The following is a 20,310-nucleotide window of genomic DNA, read 5'->3' as shown; positions in this document are numbered from 1 at the left end:
CCGGAGGTGCTATGCGAATGCAAATTGAAATCTATTTTTAGTCGTCATGCCGATCTGCGTGAGCTCAACATCACCTAAATCACTTTCCAAAAGACGCTCTATTAAAAAGCGGTCACGTTGCTGTCTGTAGTAAAGATTACCGTTCTTAATGTATGCAAAAATGATGTCAGCATTCGCGGATTGGTGCAGACGATGGTCATCAAGTGAGACTTGCGGTGTGAGATAGTCGACACCGTATTCAGTGGTAATTTGCGCAGCCTGTGCCGTGTCGTACCAATACAAAAATGCTGAAATTTGCTTGTCTGAGTTTTCAGTTGTGTATGCAATAGTTGGACTCATATTGAAGTCAAAAGACAGGCTTAAGGACTTCACATTTTCAACATTAAGCAGTTGATATTGCACCACATCATTTTCAATGCAAATCCAATTGTCGCGGTAGTAGCATTTCCAAATATAGACTTGCAGCCCTTGCGATGTGTCGAGTAAATCTACACCACCCCACTCGAAATCAACCAAAGGTTCAGCTTTATCAGGCACTAAAAAAGCCCCGTAAATGGGGCGTGTGGATAAAATATTCCTAGGCAACATCACAACCCCCCCGTGTACTCACTCCAGGTTAAGTTCAATTTAATATTAACCGTCATTAAATTGGTTTTATTAAATGGTGGGGATATCTCCAATTGATACCCGATTGCTCCTCCTGCACTATAAGCACTTGATAATAAGGAGAATCCAACCCGAATGGATTTTATACTCATTACAGCATCACTCAACCTTAAGCTAAATGTTAACCCTAAGCTATTTGGAGTGGGGTTGTTTTGTGTTGTTTGGGGCGCTTGCACACCATGACTTGGTTGAGATGGGCCTGTTGTAATCGTTTGAATTCCACTGGAGTGAAGTGTTGCTACTGCGCCATTCGACAGCGATTCCGCTGTTATCTTTTGTGCACTAAAAGTTCCTGGGGATGGAATGAGTGGAATGCACTCATAACTGTGCGCCTCCAGCACAGCACCACTCTTGTCTGTAACATTAAAACTACCAGACTGAATTTCAGGCGGATATACTCGAATTTCAGCAACAACATCAAGAAATTCGTCACTTAAAACCGTTATTGTAGTGGGATTTCCTAAAATATCTCGAATGAGTGCTCGGTTCCACATTGCTGCATCAGACCACCCCATTCCTACCTCTGAAATATTTCCAGCTGCCACACCTTCGCCAAATCGCCAAGTTCTACGAGCACCGAAATAAATTGGAGATGTTGTATGACTTACGCCAACATCGGTTAAAAAACTTGTTGTGCTTGCAACAAGAGTGTCGAGTGATGTTTGTGAAGATGTTGGCGTTGAATTACCCGAGCCAACACAGCAACGATTAATCCAAGTGCCGACACTCATTTGTGCTAAGCCGCTTGCAAGCACTTTATTTAAAAACCAATCTGTTTCTCTCGCTATTGAACCATCTTTTTTTCGTGCAATAAGTTTAAATCGAGCGCCAATCTCGTTTCTTGTTGTAAAATTCATGAGTCACCTAGTTTGTTATTTGGATGCTTGTGATTGCAAATGATGTGCTTAAGCAATCAGGTGGATTGTGTTGATACGTGACATACGCGACAGTTTTAGTGATCTGTATTCCAGCAAACCCAAAACTCGTATTAATAGATTCTGTTGGCATCCATGCTTTTAAGTACGTATCTCTAGCTTCAATTTGAAGCCCGGCAATTGAGAAAGATGTGCTGAGACATTCAGTTTCTACTGTCAGATTTAAAATTGGCTCTTTCCACTGGATGCCGACCATTGAAAATGTAGATGTAAGATTTTCTGTTTCAGGTTGCACCGGCGGTTTGAGTAACATATCTATGCACTCAAAGCCTGTAACAACACCCTCCTCAAAATAAAGCGGATAAACCACACTCGTCAGCGCCTTAATCGGTGGTCTCTTAAAATCCTGATCACCGACAAACACGTTTTTCGAGTTGTACTGCCTTAAACGATAAGCACCGACAATATTAACCAATGCTGTACCATTTTCATCAAGTACAATCGGGTTTGGATTTATAACATCATCAATGCTGTACGATGTTTTTCTGATCGTGGACTGATAGTCGTATGTATAGACGTATCCATTTTTTAAAGGCCTCCCGTAATCGTCATAAAATTGAGCACGTTCACGTTGCTGGTACTCAATTCTTTCTTCAATAAAATTACCGTGCTTATCGTAAATCTTGAGCAGATTTGCCCCGCGCAAGTAAATTAATGCACTTCCTACACCATCCAAAATGACTGGATTTGTGTTTAATGCGGTTAATTCTGAATTACGATAAGTTGGCTTAAATTCTTCTGTGCCCACCTTGAATGCGTAGACTTTGCCACCGACAAGCGGTTTGCCGTCAGTGTCAAAGAAGTGCATTCTCGGCTGAATGACTGGTGTTGCAAGTCGATGTTGAAGCATATTTTCACCATTAAAAAACCCACCGAAGTGGGTTATTCTGTTGCTGCAACCGCCCCAGATGTAGTGGCTAGTTTTTGTGCTTGCTTAATTAAATTGGCTAGCTTTGGTGAGTCAGGCGGCAAATCTTTTGCAGCGAGTAGAATTCGTTTACCCGCGTTTGTGGTCAGCAAGGTTTTTGTGAGAGCTGTAGCCCCAACACCCGTAAGCGCCAATGGTATGCTTGACATTGCTGTCACTGCTGCACCACCACCAACCAGCCATGGCACAACCCTGTTTCCCGTCGGTGGGTTTTCCATATACTGTCCAGCTCGCTCAATATGGCGCATCAACTTAATAAATCCATCCATCTGGGCCTTGTCACCACCTGTAAACACATTGTTGTATGGTGCGCTCATTCGCTCGAACTCAAGTGCAAACTTTGCAGGGCTAAACGCTCCTGTGCTCTCATTTAAAGATTTATCCAGAGCGTTTTGCGCCATTTGATAACGCAGAGCAGCCTGTCCTTTTGGGTCTAGGTTTTTGTAAAAATTAGCAGCCTTGTCACCTTTTCCAGCTTTCATGAATTGATTGAAAATCTGATCAGGCTCAATGCTGCGTGTGACTTTCGCAAACGCCTTATCTTTACCTTGCTGCAACTGACCATAAAGACTATTGGCACGTTTTAATTCACCAAATAATCTTGTATTCCCTGAGTTTTGAGCAAAATCCAAAATATCATCGTCAATTGCTGTTCTGATTTTAGTGAATGCGTTGCTGCCTTTTTTTCCAGCACTGCCCCATTCGCTTACAAGCTCACCTAAACGCGATTGGACTGCTCGCATCTCACCAAAGTCTTTTTTGATGTTCATGTCGCCAAGCGTGTTTCTTATAGCCAATAACTCTTTCTGTAATTCCATATTTGGAATAACTTTTGAATCGTTAGTAATAATATCGTCAATAGCTTGAACGGTTTTGTTTGGAGCTATAGCGCCATCGCCCGCTAAGTTCTGAACACGATCATACATTTGCGAAGCAACACGCTTGCCGCGCCAATTTTTAATCTCAGCCGCAGCCTGTAAAACCTTGCCTGAATCCTCGCCAGCCTCATTCACAATCTTCATGATTCGCATAGCATTCTTGTCACCGCTTGCCGCAGCAGCTTGAATTTTATCTAGGCTTTTGTAGTCCACATCAGACATTTTTCCTTTTAGGTTTTCTACCACTTTTCCTGCTGCTGCCTTGGCTTCATCGTGCTGCCCTTTGCGGAAATTTGATGTACCAATTAAAGGAATTTCTTCCAGTTGGACTTCGGCTTTTTTTGCAATCGGATTGCGACCAAGATCACCAACTGATGTGCGAATACCGTGTTTTTCAGCCTGATCTAAAACCTCTTTTACTTCCTCTTTGTAATTGCCTTTTTTGGCATTCACAACGCGAGTAACTCCATCCCCGATTTTTTTAGCTGCTACACCGCCAAGCGCACCACCTAAAGCCCCTGACTTCATGTTTGATAATCGCTGCTCGGCGTCTTCGGCAAACTGAGCACCACCAATTAGAGCACCCAACCCTGTGTTTTGAGCGGTGACCTTTGCACCGGCTTTGCTTAAAATATTCGCACCCTGATAGCCGCGGCCTGCTAGGACTAATGGGCCCAAAGCAGCAGTCTCACCAATAAATTCACCAACATTTAAACCCTTGCCACTTGCTTTACGTGCCTTCTCATAAGATGCGCGTTCTTCCGCCTTAGCTTTCGTGTACTTCTCATAACGATCCGTTTCGAGATTAGTGCCAAGTAGCTTATTCAATCCACCTCGAATGCCGTCAGATACATACTCAGCACCTTGAGCGGCACCACTGAAAATCTTATCCATGCCTGAGCCAATATCGGCAATGAAAGATGGTTTTTCTGACTCAATTTGAATTGCTGGTAATGTGCCTAGATCCTTGGTGGGTTTGTTTGATTTAGCCAAAGCCACCATCTCATCCACTGACATTGTTTTTTGATTATTTGATTGGCTCTTGGCTAGCTGAACCATTTGATCTACTGTTAGTTTTGCCATGCTTTAGCCTCTCGGGAATAATTGCGCCACTTGGTCATCTGTTAAATAGTTGGGTTGATGCGTTTGTTGGGGCTGAGTTGGAAATAATTTTGCCACCTGATCATCTGACAGGTACTGAGGTTGATACTGCGGCTTTTCTTGTTTAGGGAATAGCTTTGCTGCCTGTTCATCAGTCAGATAGTTGGGTTGGTAGCCTTGCTGCTGTTGCTGAATATTGCTACCCAAGGCCTTATTTGCAAAATCCCATGAGCGCTTACCCTGCTTGTATGTTGAGCTTGGCAATGATGCCCACTCTTTACCGGTCTTCTGAATAGCTGACTGCCAATTACCATTAAGTACATCATCTAAAGCGCCACGCTGGGCAATTAGTGCAATTGCACCCATATCTTGCGATTGTGGTGAGAAATCACGAAAGCCGTATTGCTTGGCTAAGTTATTCCATGTGCTATTTAGAAACTGATAGCGCCCAGCTGCGGTGGTGAAGTTGGTCTTACCGTCGGTTTGTTTAAATTCTTTTCGCACATTCGGGTGTGCACCTAGACTTGCAATACGTTCGTTCCCAAACATGGTGTTATATCCATGCTTCACACCTTCAGCCTGAGCAATAAAATCAAGGTATTTGCGCACGTTTGGATTTGCATACGCTTGTTGAATTTCTGATAGCTTTGCCATAACTTTTCCTTAGGTGTAAAAAAACCACCCGAGGGTGGCTTATATATCAATTATTTTTCAAATTTAAATACTTAATTTTTAAATAACTTACGCCATCCAAGGTCTTAATAAACAGTTTGTATGGTTGTTTTTCCTGTCCTGCAATTTCCATTAAATCAAAATAATCATTCATCATGTCCATTGTTGGGGTATAGTCCTGAAATCCAAGGGCAAAAAATCTAGCAACTTGAAATTCCGCATCATCAGAGAAATCGCTCTTTTTAGGTAGATTTAATTTACCTATTTCTAATGATAATCCATAGTTGCATACCCTCTCAATCGTTATATAACCAGCGGTATCTGGTGGAGGAATGATCTTATACTCCTGATTAGTGATTGAGTCCACCACGTTGTCACCGCGATATTTGTAGTAATCCATCACGGTGTAGCTATCATTCACACAATCAACTTTAGCTCTCATGACTTTGTTTTCATTTTTTTCGACATGCTTTTCCCAAAACTCAAACTGATGTTTACCCAATGGTTTCACCGAATCAACATCATAGTAGTGCTTGATATTACTATTAGTCTCTCCTATTAACCCCCAATCCGCCCCAAAACTAAAACTAGAAGCAAGCAACCCACAAATTAAAATTAGTTTTTTCATTAACAATTATCCTTTTCAAGCTTTCTTACTTCCGATTGAAGCTTTTTTACTTCATCGCTAAGTTTTTTTACTTGTTCATATCTCGCATCGTTTAGCCTTATTTGGTTTTGTAAAATGCGCTCAACAGTTATGGCGATATAAATGCAAAGCATAAGTGTAATAACAACTATCCAAAACATATCCATAAAACCCCCACCGTAGTGAGGGAGTTATAGCATAAAAATCAATCAATCATCTACTTAATGCTCACGCCCTGCCCTTTTAAGATGCTCACCATTTGTTCTGTGCTAATGCCAGCCTGCTTTGCGGCTTGCTTGACCTCACTTAAAGACACATTAGCGCCATTGTATGAAGTTGTTGCTTGTCCTGCACTTGCGTATGGAACACCTTTTGGTGCCACCCCTGAGTCAACACCTTGAATTTCAGCATACTTAGCATTAAGGTCTCGAATAACCTTTATTGCCTCCATTCGCTGACTTGCGGGGATTGGCTCACCCAGACGACCAGCCATTTCTCTATATAACTGCACATCCTTATCAGATTGAGGGCCTTCCATTCGCGGCATCATCATCACCAAAGAGCCTTGTAGTGATTTAAGTGCGGCCAAACTATCCGCACCCTCATTTGATTTGCCAAAAAATGAGGCTCCCTCATCAATCATATTACCCAAGCCTGAACTTGTAGATTTGCCCATTAAACCCTCTGCTTGCTGTAAAATGGACTCCATTTTCTGCAATCTCTCAGATTCTTTACGCTTATCCACTGTGCCAACCTTTGAGACGTGCTGCCCGCTCTGATCAAGCATAGGCTCGTACTTGTTTAGATTTGGGTAGTAAATATAACTCTTACCATCTGCCGCATTTACAATCTGCCCTTTATTTTGCTGCATGTGTAATTGCTGCATGCGATACGCATCATTTGATACTCGATTTGCATCCGCAATCTCTTTTTGTACCTGCTGCCCTGCAAGAGTTGCCCCCACTGTGGCTTCATTATTGGCTCGACTGGTGATGTTATTAGCCACCGTATTTGCATCAGGCTGAATATATTGCTCAGGCTTCTCAGCTGCAGCAACCCCCAGACTTTCGACAAGCGAGCTGATTGCTTCGGGGTTGTTTGCATTCGTAGTCAAGAACTGTTTTGCTTGCTCGTATGATGCATCATCAATAATCCCACCAGTCTTACCATGTTCAAGCATAAAATTGGCAGCTCTTGGGTCTCCGCGCATCGCTGCTGCTAATGCGCTACTCATAGCGCGTTGACGATTGGCTGTGGTCTCTTGAGTTGTTTTTCCTGCACCAACTGTACGCTCCAATGCTTGAGCATTAGTGTTACCAATATCCGCGAGCGCCTTTTGTTGCTGTAGCTGGGTTTGAAGTGCAGCTGCATTGTCAGCTTTAATTTGAGCGTTTAAGTCTCGCCCCAACCAGCGATTATTATCAGCAAAGGCTTTACGTTGATCCGGCTCAAGATTGCTCATCTTGCCAACCTCTCGGTCAACAAATAATTGTCTAAGCTTCTGGCCGCCAGAGATTCCACCTAATAGTGAATCCATTCCATTAAAATGATATTGCGTCATGACTCACCCTTAAATAAACATACCAGCCAGACTGCCAGCACCGCCAATCAACCCTTCCATACCCTTCGCGCGTGCACTTGCGGCACCCGTAATCCCGTCTGCTCTCGCACTAGCCCCCGCCATAGTATTATTCGCCATCGCTTGTGATGTTTGCATTCCAGCATTACCTACACCGGCTGCTGCGTTTTGACCAACCCCCACCAAATTAGACAACCTATTATATTGGTTGGTTTGGTCTGTGCTGTGTCGATTGTAAGCGTTTTGATACTCTTGTGATGCTGATTGCTGTCCGTAATTCATGAGGGCTTTTTGAGTTGCGCCACTCAGTAAGCCACCTTGAGCTGCCGCACCAGACTGTACAGCATTTAAACCTTCATTCAGACGAAATTGATAGCTCGGGTCGCTGTAGATGTCTTGACCTGAATATGTTTGATTAAAAAACCCATTTGGCCCCATCTGCCCCATGAGTTGATCAAGCGCAGTCGTGCCGGCTTGCATGTATGGCTTCTGATCAGCACGAACCTCATTAAACATGTCTTTTTGCATGTCTGACGCATATCGTGTTGCTTCAGCCTGCGTGTCTGCTGCCTGTGTTGCCGCCTTTGCTTGTTTTTTAGATGAGTTGTAGCCAAGTAAAGCGCTACCAACCCCTAAAGCTCCTGCTACCATGCCCATTTAAATCACCCTCATCATAACTTGTTCAATTTTTTTAAAGCCCTTGCGCCGCCAGAGCTTTGCTCGATCCGCATAATCTCTTACCGACATCACCCAGAGGTCTGCATATTTTTTTATGTAATTTTCACTGTAGTTAATGAGCAACATTGAGTGTTTTCGATACTCTTGATCCACAAAAATTACATCTGTTTGTGCCACCACCCTACCCTTGTGTCGTGGTGTGGCTGTAATAAACACCCAATGTAGCCCTATTGGCTTTTTGTTTTTACGCATAATTAAGCAGTGCATAACATCAGCGTCATCCATCATCCGATACAAGTCAGAATCGAGATCTAGTGGTAACCCAACCATTGCATTCTCACCAAGATCAAACGCCTGCTGACACATTGGCATAATTTCATCAATACAGTCAGCCCATTTTTCACGCTGAATCGTAATCATGGTGCATTCTCCAGTGCTGTAATGCGCGAATCAAGACTCAATAGTGTTGAGTTAATTGTCGATAAATTATTGTTAATAGTGCTGATCTGATTTTGAATTGAGCTTATTTGGTCAGATTGATTGCTAGAGCTATTTTGTAGATTTAGAATATTGGCATCCACACCCAATAAGCTTACATTGATTGCTGCGATTAATGTGTTGATGTCGCCAATATCACCACTGATCTGCAAAACCTCATCACCAACCTGATTAATCTCACCGCTCATTTTTTGCATTGAAAAAACAGCGTTTTCATTTGCAACCTTTGCTAGAGATTCAAAAAAACGCACCCAAACCGGGTGCATAAAACTATTCATGGAAATAGGTTGCTGAATGGGAACCTGTGTCACCTGTGGAACTTTAACTGCCATCATCTCACCTTTGCTGTTGCGCCCAAGATAATTAATCGACCTGCATCGGTCATACGGACACGAAATACGCGCCCAAACGACTGGCCAAGTCTGCGAAATATCACACGCTTTTCATACTCACCGATTGAACCTACATCATTGGTAAGTTCTTCGATCCGATCATTGGACCATGTTTTGCCGCGATCATCCGACCAGTCAAACATGATGGTTGGTTTGGTGTTAATGTCTTGACCTACTTGGCAGATCAACTCAACCTCATCAAATATCATGCGGGTTGAATGTGTGTTAATGCACGGCGTGGTTCGCTCTCGAATAATTACAGCGCCATCGTCTGTTTCCTCATCCGCATTCAAAACATAGATCAAAGGTTTTTCACGATCACCAACCAAATGCCGTCCTTTGAAATAACAGTGACAATAAGCACGATGATGCTCATGACTTGAGTTATCAGCGTTGTACCAGCTGCGCTCATGCCACATCCCTGTTGATGCGTCATAGCACCACGTTTTACGGTCAGTCGGGAATGAGATTACATAAAAAGCGTGGCCTTCACGCTGATACGAGAACGCATAGGCATCAGTTGTATTTTCATATCGGGCCAGTGCGGCTTCGATTGCGTGATTGCTGATACGTGTGGTTTGATAACCTTGTGTCATCACAATCTGATTTGAGCCGAAATCGGTTTGAGATAGCCAAATCAAGCTTGATCCAAATTCAACAATTGAATCTTTAGCCAAACAACCAGTCGGGATATAAGCCCCAGATTGACGCACAAAAGGCGCATCACTTGAGCCTGTACTCACCCATACTTCAGTTGTCTTTTCACCAATCAACCAAAGCAAGCCGTTATTTGAGATTACGCGAACAAGTTTGTCGGATTTACTTTCGGCAGTGGCATAACTCAATGCATCGGTTTCATGTGTGAGCAATCCAGACCATTGAATGCGTCCTGAATCTGGCTCAGTCCAAATAAAACGTGAATCAAGAAAAGTGACTGAAGATGCACCAAAGAAGCCATTACCATCTTCACTTTCACCATCATCAACTAATATCTCGGTTAGCGTGTCATCTTCAATATTATAGACATGCCCGGTAAATCCATATTCATCATTACCAGTCATGAATACTTCAAGACCATTGTCAGCAAATGTGACTTTATCAAGTCCGCGTAGGTATCCGATATCGCGCCATTCTTCATCTTGAATAACCACCAAGCGCATCGACACCACAACCAAAACACGGTCAGTTAGGGCGTAAATGCCACGTACTCTTGCATCATATTCCTGAGACTCGCCTGTGAACTCGAATAGACGGGTCAAGCCTTCAGTTGGTAGCAATGCAGATACTTGCGGCGCATTTTGACTCTCAACTGCCTGCGGATACAGGTTTAGTGTGCGCTGGCAATCAATGGACCAGTCTTTTAAGTGATACGACTGACCCACAAAAGGTAAATTAATAACAGCCATGTCGCACACCTACTGGCAGGTCATTCTGCACATAAAATGGCGTTGAGTTACTGCGCTTTAAAAGCGCAATAGCATTAGCCTGATTCTTTAAAAGCAGACCGCTTGGCTCTGTGCCAAACATTGGAGCAATTTCCAGAGCAAGGCTTAAAATCAAAGGTCGCTCATACTTGACCGGCACCTCTATTTCATCATGCGCCTCAAGTTCCGTTGGCAAAACGTGTGCCTGAATTTCCAGTTTTTTAGCATCTTCCAGTATCTGGAATTTCCAAAAAGGATTTTGCTCGGTATAAATAACAGGCTTGTATTCACCTGTATTATTCAGATCCCGAATCATCAGAATATCTTCATCATCGAGCTTTGCTATATCAGATAAAGACTGGATGATTTCACTGAGCGTATATGTTCCGGTGCCGGTTAAATCAATCGTGATCGGCTGCACTTTATAGACATACAGCCGATCTGTAGCCCACTGCGCAAGCAAGCCACGAAGCGCATCTACAGCGTCAGCAACTTCATTTGCATTGGCATTTTCACCTGCTGCAAGCACACCCAATTGTTTTAAAGCAAGGTTGATTAGTTTGCTGACGTTCATAGAGTTATCCTAATAATGCAATTAATTCTGCTTTTGAATCACGCGCTTTATATTCAATGCCCTTTTCATCAAGCAGTGCGCGTAACTGGTCAGCAGTCATTGAGTTGTAGTCACTAGACATTTCATTCGCTGTTGCTTGCTTCAGACGCTCAATTTCACTTTCTGCCGCAGCTAAACGCTCTGCAACTGCATCGAATTGCTCAGTAGTTACAAAACCTGTTGGTGCTTCACCTGGTGCAAGTTCTTCAATTTTTGGCTCTGGATCAGGGAGATCCGCATAATCTTGCAGGCCAATTTCACGGAATTGCTGTTCTTCTTCAGCAGAGTGAATAATGCGGCTTGAATAGCCTTCTTTGTCGCCCGAGTAGAGCATTTTTGGGTATTCAGTGTTTGACAATTTTCACTACTCCAAAAATGACAACGCCCCAATTAAGGGGCATGTGTTGTCATGGGTTTTTATTACTGAGTGATACGACAAGCATGAAGCGAGCGAACCACTTCAAAACCATACAGCACGTCGATACGAGTACGCTCAATATCGTTATTACCATCACCAAACGTCATCACACGAACCGAGATACCCGACGGTAAACGAGCCGTGTAACCTTCACATGAAGCAATCACTGGTAATGGGGCGAATGCAGCGGTGAAAGCATCTTTGTGGAACATTAAGTTCTGGAAGCCATTTACAGAAACCACAGTCACCACAGCACCAGACGCAGGTAATGCGCTTACAGTTTTAGCCGGAGCGGTCGCCTTTAAAGAAGGAGAAATTGCCACTTGAGTGCTTGTACCCACGGTTACAGTTTCACGTACTACGAATTGCTGAAGAACACCGAGGTCTTGGCCTGTAAGTGGATGCACTGCATTTACGCCAGCAATGGTAAAGACTGTGCCTTCGCTCATTGCTCCGCCAGTGCCTGCGGTCATTGCCAAAGTGTCGCCAGATTGGCTGGCACCTGCGATTGTGATTGTTGCAGCGGCACCGTTATTGTGAACAGGGATTGATTGGTGGTTGTACAGATCAGATCCGTATGCGGATGCAACATAGCCATTCAAATACGCCTTGCTTGATACTTGAGTTGGGTTGTACATGCGAGATACTTCGCCACTTAACGCAATATTTGCCTCATTTGAAAGCAGTGTGGAGCGCTCACCCTTTGGCACCAGATACTGGTTAAGTTTAGCCTGAGCAAGTGCTAGTGCGTTTGATGGGTTTGTACCACCCAAACTCATAGCCACTTGGTTTGGTACTTTCAGCAAACCTTTTTGAATCAAATCAGCCTCAACCACAGAAGATAAGGTCTGCATTTGAGGGCGTAAAATACGCTCCTTGAAATCAGTGATATCAAGCAGTTTTTCTTTAGCCCCAAATTCCAAAGCAACATGCTTTTGAGTGTCGAGCTTAAGGGTTACTGAATCTTCAATAACATCTGAAGCAACACCATTCACACCGCCAAATTTAGCACCATCAAAAACCTGACCTGCCGTCGGGATTTTAATTGTTACTTTATCGCCTTTTTTGTAGCCCTGCGTGTCTTTGCCAAATTCATCTTGGCGACCTTTGTTGATATTCGCAATAAACGGTGCTTCTTCTTCAAGCATTTTAGCCGCTTCGCGCGCAATCATTTGATGCGTTAAAACTTCATTAGTCATAAATTACTTACCTTTTCGCTTTTGGGTTTCTGCTCTGTACCACTCGTCATCACTCATGTTTTCAGGTGATCGAGTGACAGGCGCATTTGCTTGCACTGGTTTAATTGGTTTTGGGGCCTTACTAACAGATGGTGGGGCTTTGGTTTTTTTGCTTTCGATGATCTGGCCGATCTTCATTGCAGCCTGCACAGCATTCATCTGTGAAATAGCAATGTAGGTGTCTTCGTCATCGAGCAACTCTTTAGCAAGCTTGAGTGTTTCAGTAGCAGACAAGCCAAACTGGTCAAGTTGAATCGGAAGTTGCGGCAATGTTTCTGCTTTTTGGGCATACGCATTGAAATCAATCCCCTCTTCTTCCAGATCGGCAATTGCAGTCTCAAACTCAACCTGTTTCTGTTGAATAGATTTCTGTGATTCACGCTCATCCAGCTTTGCTAATACCCGCGCTTCAGCTTGATCAATGTGATATTGCTCAAGTGCCGCTTCGTATTCACCAAAATCTTCAAAGTCATCAATCACAGGGCGCTTGATTTCAGTTGCCTGCGTCTTGGTTTCATAAGCTGCAAGTTTTGCCGCTAATTCAGCCTTTTCACGTGCTAACTGCTCAATACGCTCTTGAGCGCGTGACTTTTTAGGTTTTTCAGGTTCAGGATCCTGCTTTTCAGGCTCTTGATTTTCTTCTTGAGCTTGTTCAGGTTCCTGTGTTTCGTCCTGACCCCATTCCTTAATCTCTTGACTTTCAGCACCTGTGTTTTCCGTTGCGGTGGTATCAACGATGTCTTGAGTTTCAGAATTGTCCACTGTCATTTAGATTCTCCATTGGTGACATAAAGCCACCATCTTCAGCCGATGCGCTTTCCCCGAACTGGCTAAGATCAGGAGCGAAGTTTTCAGGTTGAGCACTTTGTTCAGGCATTAAAAAACCCTGCTCAATGGCAGGGTCTTGGAATGTCTGTTGCGTCATATCAGGTGGCGGCTCAAGTCCATCAGACTGCGGTAAAATCGGTTGGCTTGGTGCGTAACTGTCTACACCCTCACCCTGTTGTAACCATTGTTCTGGCATGTACTGCATTGCATTTTGGATGCCGTTCATTTGCTGTTTAAGCAACTCAGCAACGCTACGCAACTCCTGAACATCAGAGCGACTTGATGCATTGATCTGTGCAACCTGAATGTCTTTTTGCGCCTGCAATTCAGCTTTAAAGACTTCAATATTGCGCTCTGCATTTTTGTCATTCAATTGCTGCTGCAGCATTTCAAGATCGGCTGTCATTTTCTGTACAAGCTGATCAAGTTGTGCAATTTGTGCTTTAGCTTGTTCAGGATCAATAGAGTCCTTGCCAAGCGCTTGAGGCGGCACAAGCATTTTCACGCGCTCCGCAATCTCTTTAGAGTTTAGAAGCGGTGAATTAATCACAATCAGATCAGCCACAATATTGAATAGCTCCGGATTACTTTGTACAAGCTGCATCATCAAGGCAAACGATTGTTCACGCTGAGTATTGAAGCTTGGGCCAGTATCCATACGAACATCGAAACGACCAGCAGACACATCATTTAAAATGCCATTGATTGCTCTTGTTTGTTCATCCTGTGTCTGTGGTTGAGCATTCAGTTTAACCAGCTCACTCTCGCCATCAGCACCAATAATTCGACGCACCATTTCCGTGTCATACAAGATTGGGAACAAGCCGATCAAAACACGCGCTGAATGACGAATCGTTTTATTGATATTGTCCTGAAAATGGAATTGAGCAGTATCTGATTGACGCTGCAGCAAACCAATCGCAACACCTGATTGCTGATTTACATCCTGCCCCATTTGAGGTGCATGCATATTCAAGATATCGGGAATTAGGCCTTTAGCTGACTCGGACGCATTCAAAATGCCAACCGGTGGAGCTGCTGCGCCTAATTTAGTTGGATATGGAATGACAGCACCATTATCGTCAGTTGCTTTAAATCGAAGATAAGCGGCTCCTGATGGGTTTTGCCACTCTTCAAAGCCAGCAATGCCGCGATCATCCACAATAGTCATTTCATCCTGATTCTTTTGCAGAATGTGTGCTTCAGTTGACTTCCAGTAGTTAAACAGTCGTTGAGCATCTTTTGCAAAGTGAACTAGTGAGAAGATATGGCGCTTGTTTTCAACCCAAGTTACTTCCCCATAAACCGGGAAGATTGGAATATATTCACCTGGGAACACACCTTTCTCTAAAACCTTGCAGCCGGTCAATTTAACCCACTTGATTTCAGTGCGAGTAGTTTCTCGTTCATTAATCACAATCTGGTCTAATTCATCCTCAGCCCACTGCTCAATCAATACAGATTTAAACTCAACCGATCCATCATCGAGCAGGCATAGCGTGTCTGCGACCTGATCTTTATAGAAGAATTCAGCAACACAAACAGTATTATCTGTTGAGTTATCCCAATCCTCCATATTTTCCATATCAAAATCAGTTACAGCATCCTCACCATAGTCTTTTTTGATCTGATCCTTATCAACCCACTCACATACCAGAGCTTTGGTCATGTCAGAGCCATCTAGCGCTTTAGAAAGCGGATCAATTAAGACAGCCTGTGGATTCTCGACGGGTTTGAATCGCGGCTCCTGATTGAATGACTTCTCATGAATATAATCGGTGGTAATACGATAAAAGCCGACTGCCGCATGCACCTGGTTGGCTGCTGCTGTATCGAGTGCATCTTCAAAGTTTGATGATTCCTCAACATCCTTGATTAGGCCTTCAAACACCTTAGCAATCTCAGGATCAGCACCACTATCAACAGGCACAACTTTCGCTTGTGGTCGGTTTTGACGCATGGTATTAATCTGCTGCTGCACATAAGCACGCACAAGGTTGATCTCTAGAGACGGTTTTCCTTGTTGTTTACGCTTCTCAAGTGCTGTGGATTCCCATTGAGCACCTTCAATCGTTACAAAGCGCTTATCTTCCAGTCCTTTCTCATAGATTGGATTCCAGTAATCTTGCGCAACATCACGAAACTTTATAGCTTCTTTAAGAATGCCTTGATCTTCTTTATCTTTTGCCATGTTATCCCATCCAAGATGATTGACGCATAGGCGGTGGCGGTGGCGCTGACTCGGTTGCCTTTGTCATTTTGTTAATGTTAATCGCACCCTCACCAAACGCATCCGAGCTATGTGAAGCCCAGTCATGCACCGGTGTAGCTTTAAATTGATCTAATTTGTCGTTGAACTCACGACGATAGTTCTGCAATGCTCGAATACCGTGTTTGCACTTTTCGGCATCAAACCAACAATTCTTTAAGAATTGGCGTGTCGCTTCGATACGATCTTCAACACCAAGCCTTGCGCCTTTTGTCATGCGATAACCGAGTGTTGCCATGGTTTGCTCACGGCTTACACCTGAACTCAAGTCACGCGCTGCAATGTCGTGCGGTGCAAAATGTTTCTCATAGCGATAACCAAACTTCTGGGCCTTCTCATCAAGAATTCGAGCGTAGTGTGCTAATGGCTCATTGTTCGCTTCGTAATGATCGATAGCTCGTTTTTCTTTGCCGTAGATCTGGAAGAACCAAATTGAAGTAGGATCAAGAATCCCCAAATCCCACGATGTATAGACTGGCAGATTTGGATCATGCGGAACTTTACAGATACGGTTTTCACGCTTGATTGCTTCAAACTCTGATTTGTAGATTGCACCATCTGCAATTTCTTTGGGTCTGCCAAGCCAGATATGTTCATACTGATCGTAGTCATCCCGCATCATCTGCTCAGCTTCCAAAATCATGTATTTCGGACATTCTTTGTTGTCTGTGTAGTTAATCTGCACAACAACAGTGTCATCACGATTTTTCACTACATATTCAGCATAAACCGCATCTGATGGTAGCTTTGGGTTTAGGCTCATAATAATCATTGGTTTTTCAGTACGAATGACTGTAGGCACCAAGATAGATAATGAAAACCCACTTACACTTTGAGCCTCTTCAATCCAAGTGATTGTTGCACCCTCAAACGACTTAATAGAGTCAACCGTGTGACTCAATAAACCTGAGAAAAATATCTCTGTGCCGTTGATGCCGCGAATCTCTGTATCAAGCACCCGATAAAATGCAGTCAATCCAAGCGCAACAATGCGATCCGACAGTAATTTATGTACTGATCGCTTGATTGAATCCTGAACCTCACGACAACAAAGAATGCGATGCTTTCGTCTTGCGCCCTCAATCAAGAGGAAGTCTGCTATTTCCCACGACTTACCACCGCCACGACCACCATGAAACACATAATTGAGCTTGTTTTGCTCCCAGTGCTTATAAAGTGGTTTGAATTTACTCGGTACTCGTTTCTCCATCATCTTCGAATACCACCTTTAAACTTAAATCAATTGGCCCACCATCTTTGCCGGATAGTTCTACAACCTGTTTATCAAAACCAAGTATCTTTGCTTTACCCATTGTTGCTGAAACCATTGCTGCTGGCTGTGGCTTAACTGGGTCTTTGGCTAACTGTCTAGCTTCTTCAAGCTCTGCAATTAAGTCATCTACAGTGATGTTGTGCCTCTCTCTATGGACCACTCTTAATTCTTCAATATATGCCGTAATTATGCCGTGATTTAATAATTCCTGTGCCTTACGACCAACTGTTTCACTCTTCATTCTTGAAGTATCGTAAGCCTGTCTATAAGCCTCAGAAGCATTACCTAATTCAATATAGAGTTGGCAAAACTTCTCCTGCTTAGGCTGTAGTCTTGCCATATCTTTACTCCATCACATATTTAAGATCATCAGGCGTATGTAGATAGCACCCATGCTTATTACAGAATGCATGAATGTCGTTTAGGTATTCAGTGAACTGTCCACCGTTGCATCCGTGGTACTAATCAATTCATTCAATCCATCTGCCACAGCCCGGTATTGTGGATGCTTCTGATCTCTTAAAACTCTGACCGCTGCAAATGTCTGTTTGTACTGCCCAACCTCATCACGATCATAGATACGCGCTAAGAATTGCTTCTTGAAATACAGATGCTCTGAATCTTTGTCTGTGCCTTGGCGCTTTGACCATTGAGACATCCACATCCAATAGAGCCGGTTCTGTGCTTTACTCCGATCCTCGGCTTTCTGATCTATGTGAACAACTAGCGGCTTTCCCTGATCTATAGCTTTTTGATGCCAGGCATTGAGGAAGCCAATCGTTTTAGTGATGTTGAGATGTGAGTTAATCATGAAAGATACTGGTCCAACCCTATCCATCAAAACACATCCTCATTTCTGCGCATCATCAACTCAGTCTTAACCAACCACTTCTCAAACATTACTTCACTCTCTGCCCGATTACCCAATTGAAAGGTATCGAACTGGAAATGGCAGGAATGACACAGGCAAACGGTTTTGCTGTCATCGGCCTTGATTCCGCGACCCTTACCATGCTTAGCACTATTTGAATGAGCAGCCTGACTATTGGGATTACCACAACGAATACATGGCAGCTTTCTGATTGCAGCTAATCGCTTTGCATCACGCATACAGCGCTTCACGTAAATTCTTAATACGTTCTTTCAGCTTAATCATGATGCCGTCAATTGCCAGCAGCTCATTTCGTGTCAATCCCGATCGACTGAGATTCTGATACTTAGACAGCTCAGCACTGCAAAATCCTAAGTCCTGTTTAGCTTGTACTTTGTCTGTCATGGGTACCACCAATAAGAAAAGAAAAACCCCTCAACATCTAGAATGCAAGGGGTTCTGTTTGCCGTAATACGTTCGGCGATTTAGAGAAATTACTTAATAACAGCGCGTCCAATAGCTTGATTGACAGATGGAAAATCATAAAAGCGATATGGCGCAAGAAGCAGAATAAACTTATGCACCAAGGTGGTCACACCTTCAACAAAAGCTAAAAATACAGGATTGTTTATGGCTTTATGAATATCTCTTGCCAAGACACCAATAATTTCAAAAAACGAATATTGCTCTAGGCTTGCCTGTACCGGGGCTGTGTTTGACATTGATAGCATCCTTTTGGGTTGATATAGATTAATTTATAACCCACCAAACCTAAGAAAACAAGTACCAGAAATAATCTAAGTTATTGATTAAATAACACAAAATAACACATGACAACACTTTTGGCGCTTATTCAACTTCTTTCAAACAATTCCGACACACCTTGATTTCTTCATCATCAATCGTGTAATCAATTTCAGTGGCACCATGTAGGCCGAATAAGCACATTAAGAGTTTTAGCATTTGTTTTTCCACCCGGACAATCAAGCAATCATGTCGCTAGAAATTTCATTTACTTTTACTTATAAAACATAAATTTAGAATATTTACTGCCGAAAATAATGTCGGTAAATTTGTCGAACTAAGCAAGATTTCTACCCGGTTAAGCAAGCAACGATCAAGCAAATACCAGTCCGATATCTGTAGTTTTAAAGGTATCGAATTCGAGAGGTTTAGAATCTGGCACGCCATGCAGGATTCGAACCCACAACCATTGGTATAGAAAACCCATGCTCTTTCCAGTTGAGCTAATGGCGCAAATAAAAACCAACTAAGAAGAAATTCTTCCTCGTTGGTTTAGTAGTGTGTGTGTAATGGCTCATAACTGACCGTGTTAATGGGTCGCCAATCCAAAGTAATACTCACCTTTTAAAACTAATAGGTGGCGGCACTAATTTAAAAACCACTAGAAATTAATGAAACCGCCATAATGCAAAAAGCCCACCTTTCGATGAGCTTTAATCGCTAGTGTACCTGACTACTCAAGCGCACTATACCTGAAATATGCCATATCGTGTGCGCACGGTCAATTGTTATTCAATCTAATTTCAGCCGCTTATCGTGGCCCACTAAATAAAACTTTCCGGCATAAACCATACTCTTGATTGATGTTCTTCCAAGCGTAAACTCACGCACCATTTGATCGAGTGACATCCCTCTCACATTCTTCTCAATGAACAACTGCACAGCCACTTTTGCCGAAGCACAAACCAAACTCGACTTATTAAAATCAACAATCAACTTCCGCACCTGCTCAGCTTCAAAGTCATTAATCTGGCAAATAACCTGATCCTTACGCGGTGCAGCCCCTTTATTGTTTTCAAGAATCAGCCAGTAAATCTGATTGACACCCAAGGAATCAGGGCTATTTCCTGACTTCATGCGTGAAATCTGGATGTATGCCCCATACTGCTTAAGCCACTCTTCAATACTAAAACGATCCCAATCCATCACTTCCGCCTTCACCATCGCATTCATCCCTATTCCCCTAAATTTCTCTGATCTCTAGACCGTGTACCGATTTCATTAAGTGTTTCTTTAAGCGATAAACTGGCAAACTCCGTGTCATCTTGCTTTTGACATCCTCAACAACCAGTTGCCCTTTTTCCTGATAAACAAAATCTGCGACATACTTCACTGCTGGCTTGCGTCTTGGCTCACCCTCAAACTTGACCGACTCAGCCAAAATGAAAGCCTTTTGTAGTTCCAGATCGTTGATTTCCCCTGCACGTTCTAACAGTGACAAATCCCGATAGCGCCTTGCTTCTTTCTGACTATCAAAAGTGATGCCGTTAAGCACCACCTTCTTGTTTTTGTATTTAGTCATTGGCACCCCACTATCGCCTGATTGATTGAGTCGCCAAATTTCAACGAAACAAACACAACTATCAAAAACAGGAAAAA

At 43.2% G+C, this 20,310-nt stretch carries 24 protein-coding genes, 1 tRNA gene and 1 pseudogene; all 26 read right to left on the bottom strand.

The genetic code is table 11. The features are described from left to right. Positions 1-9 precede the first annotated feature (9 nt). The 26 genes and pseudogenes from FTU90_RS07780 to FTU90_RS07655 all read right to left on the bottom strand — a co-directional run bounded on the left by FTU90_RS07780 (position 10) and on the right by FTU90_RS07655 (position 20,233). Positions 10-588 (bottom strand): hypothetical protein, encoded by a 579-nt coding sequence (locus tag FTU90_RS07780; protein ID WP_180072232.1) that lies wholly within the window; start codon positions 586-588, stop codon positions 10-12. Further along, positions 588-1,523: a hypothetical protein gene (locus tag FTU90_RS07775; protein WP_180072229.1), complete on the bottom strand. Its 936-nt coding sequence runs from the start codon at positions 1,521-1,523 to the stop codon at positions 588-590. The genes FTU90_RS07780 and FTU90_RS07775 overlap by 1 nt, the downstream gene beginning before the upstream one ends. A 7-nt stretch (positions 1,524-1,530) precedes the next feature. Next, positions 1,531-2,451, bottom strand: a complete 921-nt coding sequence (locus FTU90_RS07770) for a hypothetical protein (RefSeq protein ID WP_180072227.1) — start codon at positions 2,449-2,451, stop codon at positions 1,531-1,533. Between the two features lie 32 nt (positions 2,452-2,483). After that, positions 2,484-4,490, bottom strand: coding sequence for a hypothetical protein (locus FTU90_RS07765; RefSeq protein ID WP_180072226.1), 2,007 nt, complete (start codon positions 4,488-4,490; stop codon positions 2,484-2,486). A 3-nt stretch (positions 4,491-4,493) separates the two neighbouring features. Beyond that, the gene (locus tag FTU90_RS07760; protein WP_180072224.1) at positions 4,494-5,162 is read right to left on the bottom strand and encodes a glycoside hydrolase family 104 protein; all 669 of its coding nucleotides are present in this window, start codon (positions 5,160-5,162) and stop codon (positions 4,494-4,496) included. Positions 5,163-5,208: 46 nt separating this feature from the next. After that, positions 5,209-5,808 carry a hypothetical protein gene (locus tag FTU90_RS07755; protein WP_180072222.1) on the bottom strand — a complete coding sequence of 200 codons (600 nt, stop codon included), beginning with the start codon at positions 5,806-5,808 and terminating at the stop codon, positions 5,209-5,211. After that, complete coding sequence (locus FTU90_RS07750) at positions 5,808-5,993, bottom strand: hypothetical protein (RefSeq protein WP_180072220.1); 186 nt, start codon at positions 5,991-5,993, stop codon at positions 5,808-5,810. The genes FTU90_RS07755 and FTU90_RS07750 overlap by 1 nt, the downstream gene beginning before the upstream one ends. A 50-nt stretch (positions 5,994-6,043) precedes the next feature. Beyond that, positions 6,044-7,387 carry a hypothetical protein gene (locus tag FTU90_RS07745; protein WP_180072218.1) on the bottom strand — a complete coding sequence of 448 codons (1,344 nt, stop codon included), beginning with the start codon at positions 7,385-7,387 and terminating at the stop codon, positions 6,044-6,046. A 9-nt stretch (positions 7,388-7,396) separates the two neighbouring features. Next, positions 7,397-8,062 carry a DNA transfer protein p32 gene (locus FTU90_RS07740; RefSeq protein ID WP_257222395.1) on the bottom strand — a complete coding sequence of 222 codons (666 nt, stop codon included), beginning with the start codon at positions 8,060-8,062 and terminating at the stop codon, positions 7,397-7,399. Then, the gene (locus FTU90_RS07735) at positions 8,063-8,503 is read right to left on the bottom strand and encodes a GNAT family N-acetyltransferase (RefSeq protein WP_180072216.1); all 441 of its coding nucleotides are present in this window, start codon (positions 8,501-8,503) and stop codon (positions 8,063-8,065) included. After that, a complete protein-coding gene (locus tag FTU90_RS07730) occupies positions 8,500-8,913 on the bottom strand; it encodes a hypothetical protein (protein ID WP_180072214.1) in 414 nt (137 codons plus the stop codon). Before FTU90_RS07730 ends, FTU90_RS07735 begins: the two co-directional genes overlap by 4 nt. Beyond that, positions 8,913-10,379 (bottom strand): packaged DNA stabilization protein, encoded by a 1,467-nt coding sequence (locus FTU90_RS07725; protein ID WP_180072211.1) that lies wholly within the window; start codon positions 10,377-10,379, stop codon positions 8,913-8,915. Before FTU90_RS07725 ends, FTU90_RS07730 begins: the two co-directional genes overlap by 1 nt. Beyond that, positions 10,366-10,971, bottom strand: a complete 606-nt coding sequence (locus FTU90_RS07720) for a hypothetical protein (RefSeq protein ID WP_180072209.1) — start codon at positions 10,969-10,971, stop codon at positions 10,366-10,368. The genes FTU90_RS07725 and FTU90_RS07720 overlap by 14 nt, the downstream gene beginning before the upstream one ends. Before the next feature lie 4 nt (positions 10,972-10,975). After that, positions 10,976-11,368, bottom strand: coding sequence for a HeH/LEM domain-containing protein (locus FTU90_RS07715; RefSeq protein ID WP_180072207.1), 393 nt, complete (start codon positions 11,366-11,368; stop codon positions 10,976-10,978). A gap of 62 nt (positions 11,369-11,430) precedes the next feature. Beyond that, positions 11,431-12,627, bottom strand: a complete 1,197-nt coding sequence (locus FTU90_RS07710) for a P22 phage major capsid protein family protein (protein WP_180072205.1) — start codon at positions 12,625-12,627, stop codon at positions 11,431-11,433. A 3-nt stretch (positions 12,628-12,630) separates the two neighbouring features. Further along, positions 12,631-13,434 carry a hypothetical protein gene (locus FTU90_RS07705; protein WP_180072204.1) on the bottom strand — a complete coding sequence of 268 codons (804 nt, stop codon included), beginning with the start codon at positions 13,432-13,434 and terminating at the stop codon, positions 12,631-12,633. Next, positions 13,415-15,685, bottom strand: a complete 2,271-nt coding sequence (locus FTU90_RS07700; RefSeq protein ID WP_180072202.1) for a portal protein — start codon at positions 15,683-15,685, stop codon at positions 13,415-13,417. The genes FTU90_RS07705 and FTU90_RS07700 overlap by 20 nt, the downstream gene beginning before the upstream one ends. A gap of 1 nt (position 15,686) precedes the next feature. After that, the gene (locus tag FTU90_RS07695) at positions 15,687-16,976 is read right to left on the bottom strand and encodes a PBSX family phage terminase large subunit (protein WP_180072200.1); all 1,290 of its coding nucleotides are present in this window, start codon (positions 16,974-16,976) and stop codon (positions 15,687-15,689) included. After that, positions 16,951-17,376 carry a terminase small subunit gene (locus FTU90_RS07690; RefSeq protein WP_180072198.1) on the bottom strand — a complete coding sequence of 142 codons (426 nt, stop codon included), beginning with the start codon at positions 17,374-17,376 and terminating at the stop codon, positions 16,951-16,953. The genes FTU90_RS07695 and FTU90_RS07690 overlap by 26 nt, the downstream gene beginning before the upstream one ends. A 4-nt stretch (positions 17,377-17,380) precedes the next feature. Next, positions 17,381-17,847: pseudogene (locus FTU90_RS07685) on the bottom strand (hypothetical protein). A 26-nt stretch (positions 17,848-17,873) separates the two neighbouring features. Continuing rightward, a complete protein-coding gene (locus FTU90_RS07680; RefSeq protein ID WP_180072196.1) occupies positions 17,874-18,146 on the bottom strand; it encodes a hypothetical protein in 273 nt (90 codons plus the stop codon). Then, positions 18,139-18,312, bottom strand: a complete 174-nt coding sequence (locus FTU90_RS07675) for a hypothetical protein (protein ID WP_180072193.1) — start codon at positions 18,310-18,312, stop codon at positions 18,139-18,141. The genes FTU90_RS07680 and FTU90_RS07675 overlap by 8 nt, the downstream gene beginning before the upstream one ends. 89 nt (positions 18,313-18,401) lie before the next feature. Next, positions 18,402-18,629, bottom strand: a complete 228-nt coding sequence (locus tag FTU90_RS07670; RefSeq protein ID WP_180072191.1) for a hypothetical protein — start codon at positions 18,627-18,629, stop codon at positions 18,402-18,404. A gap of 458 nt (positions 18,630-19,087) precedes the next feature. Further along, positions 19,088-19,164: transfer RNA gene (locus tag FTU90_RS07665), tRNA-Arg, on the bottom strand. A 279-nt stretch (positions 19,165-19,443) separates the two neighbouring features. After that, entirely contained in the window at positions 19,444-19,884 is a 441-nt protein-coding gene (locus FTU90_RS07660) for a hypothetical protein (RefSeq protein ID WP_180072189.1), read from the bottom strand. 10 nt (positions 19,885-19,894) lie between these two features. Beyond that, a complete protein-coding gene (locus tag FTU90_RS07655) occupies positions 19,895-20,233 on the bottom strand; it encodes a DUF1064 domain-containing protein (RefSeq protein ID WP_180072188.1) in 339 nt (112 codons plus the stop codon). Positions 20,234-20,310 lie beyond the last annotated feature (77 nt).

The organism is Acinetobacter sp. YH12200 (assembly GCF_013418175.1).
In the GTDB taxonomy this organism is placed as follows: Bacteria; Pseudomonadota; Gammaproteobacteria; order Pseudomonadales; family Moraxellaceae; genus Acinetobacter; species Acinetobacter pseudolwoffii.
The sequence above is the reverse complement of the archived record's forward strand: the minus strand, read 5'-3'. Positions and strand labels throughout refer to the sequence as shown.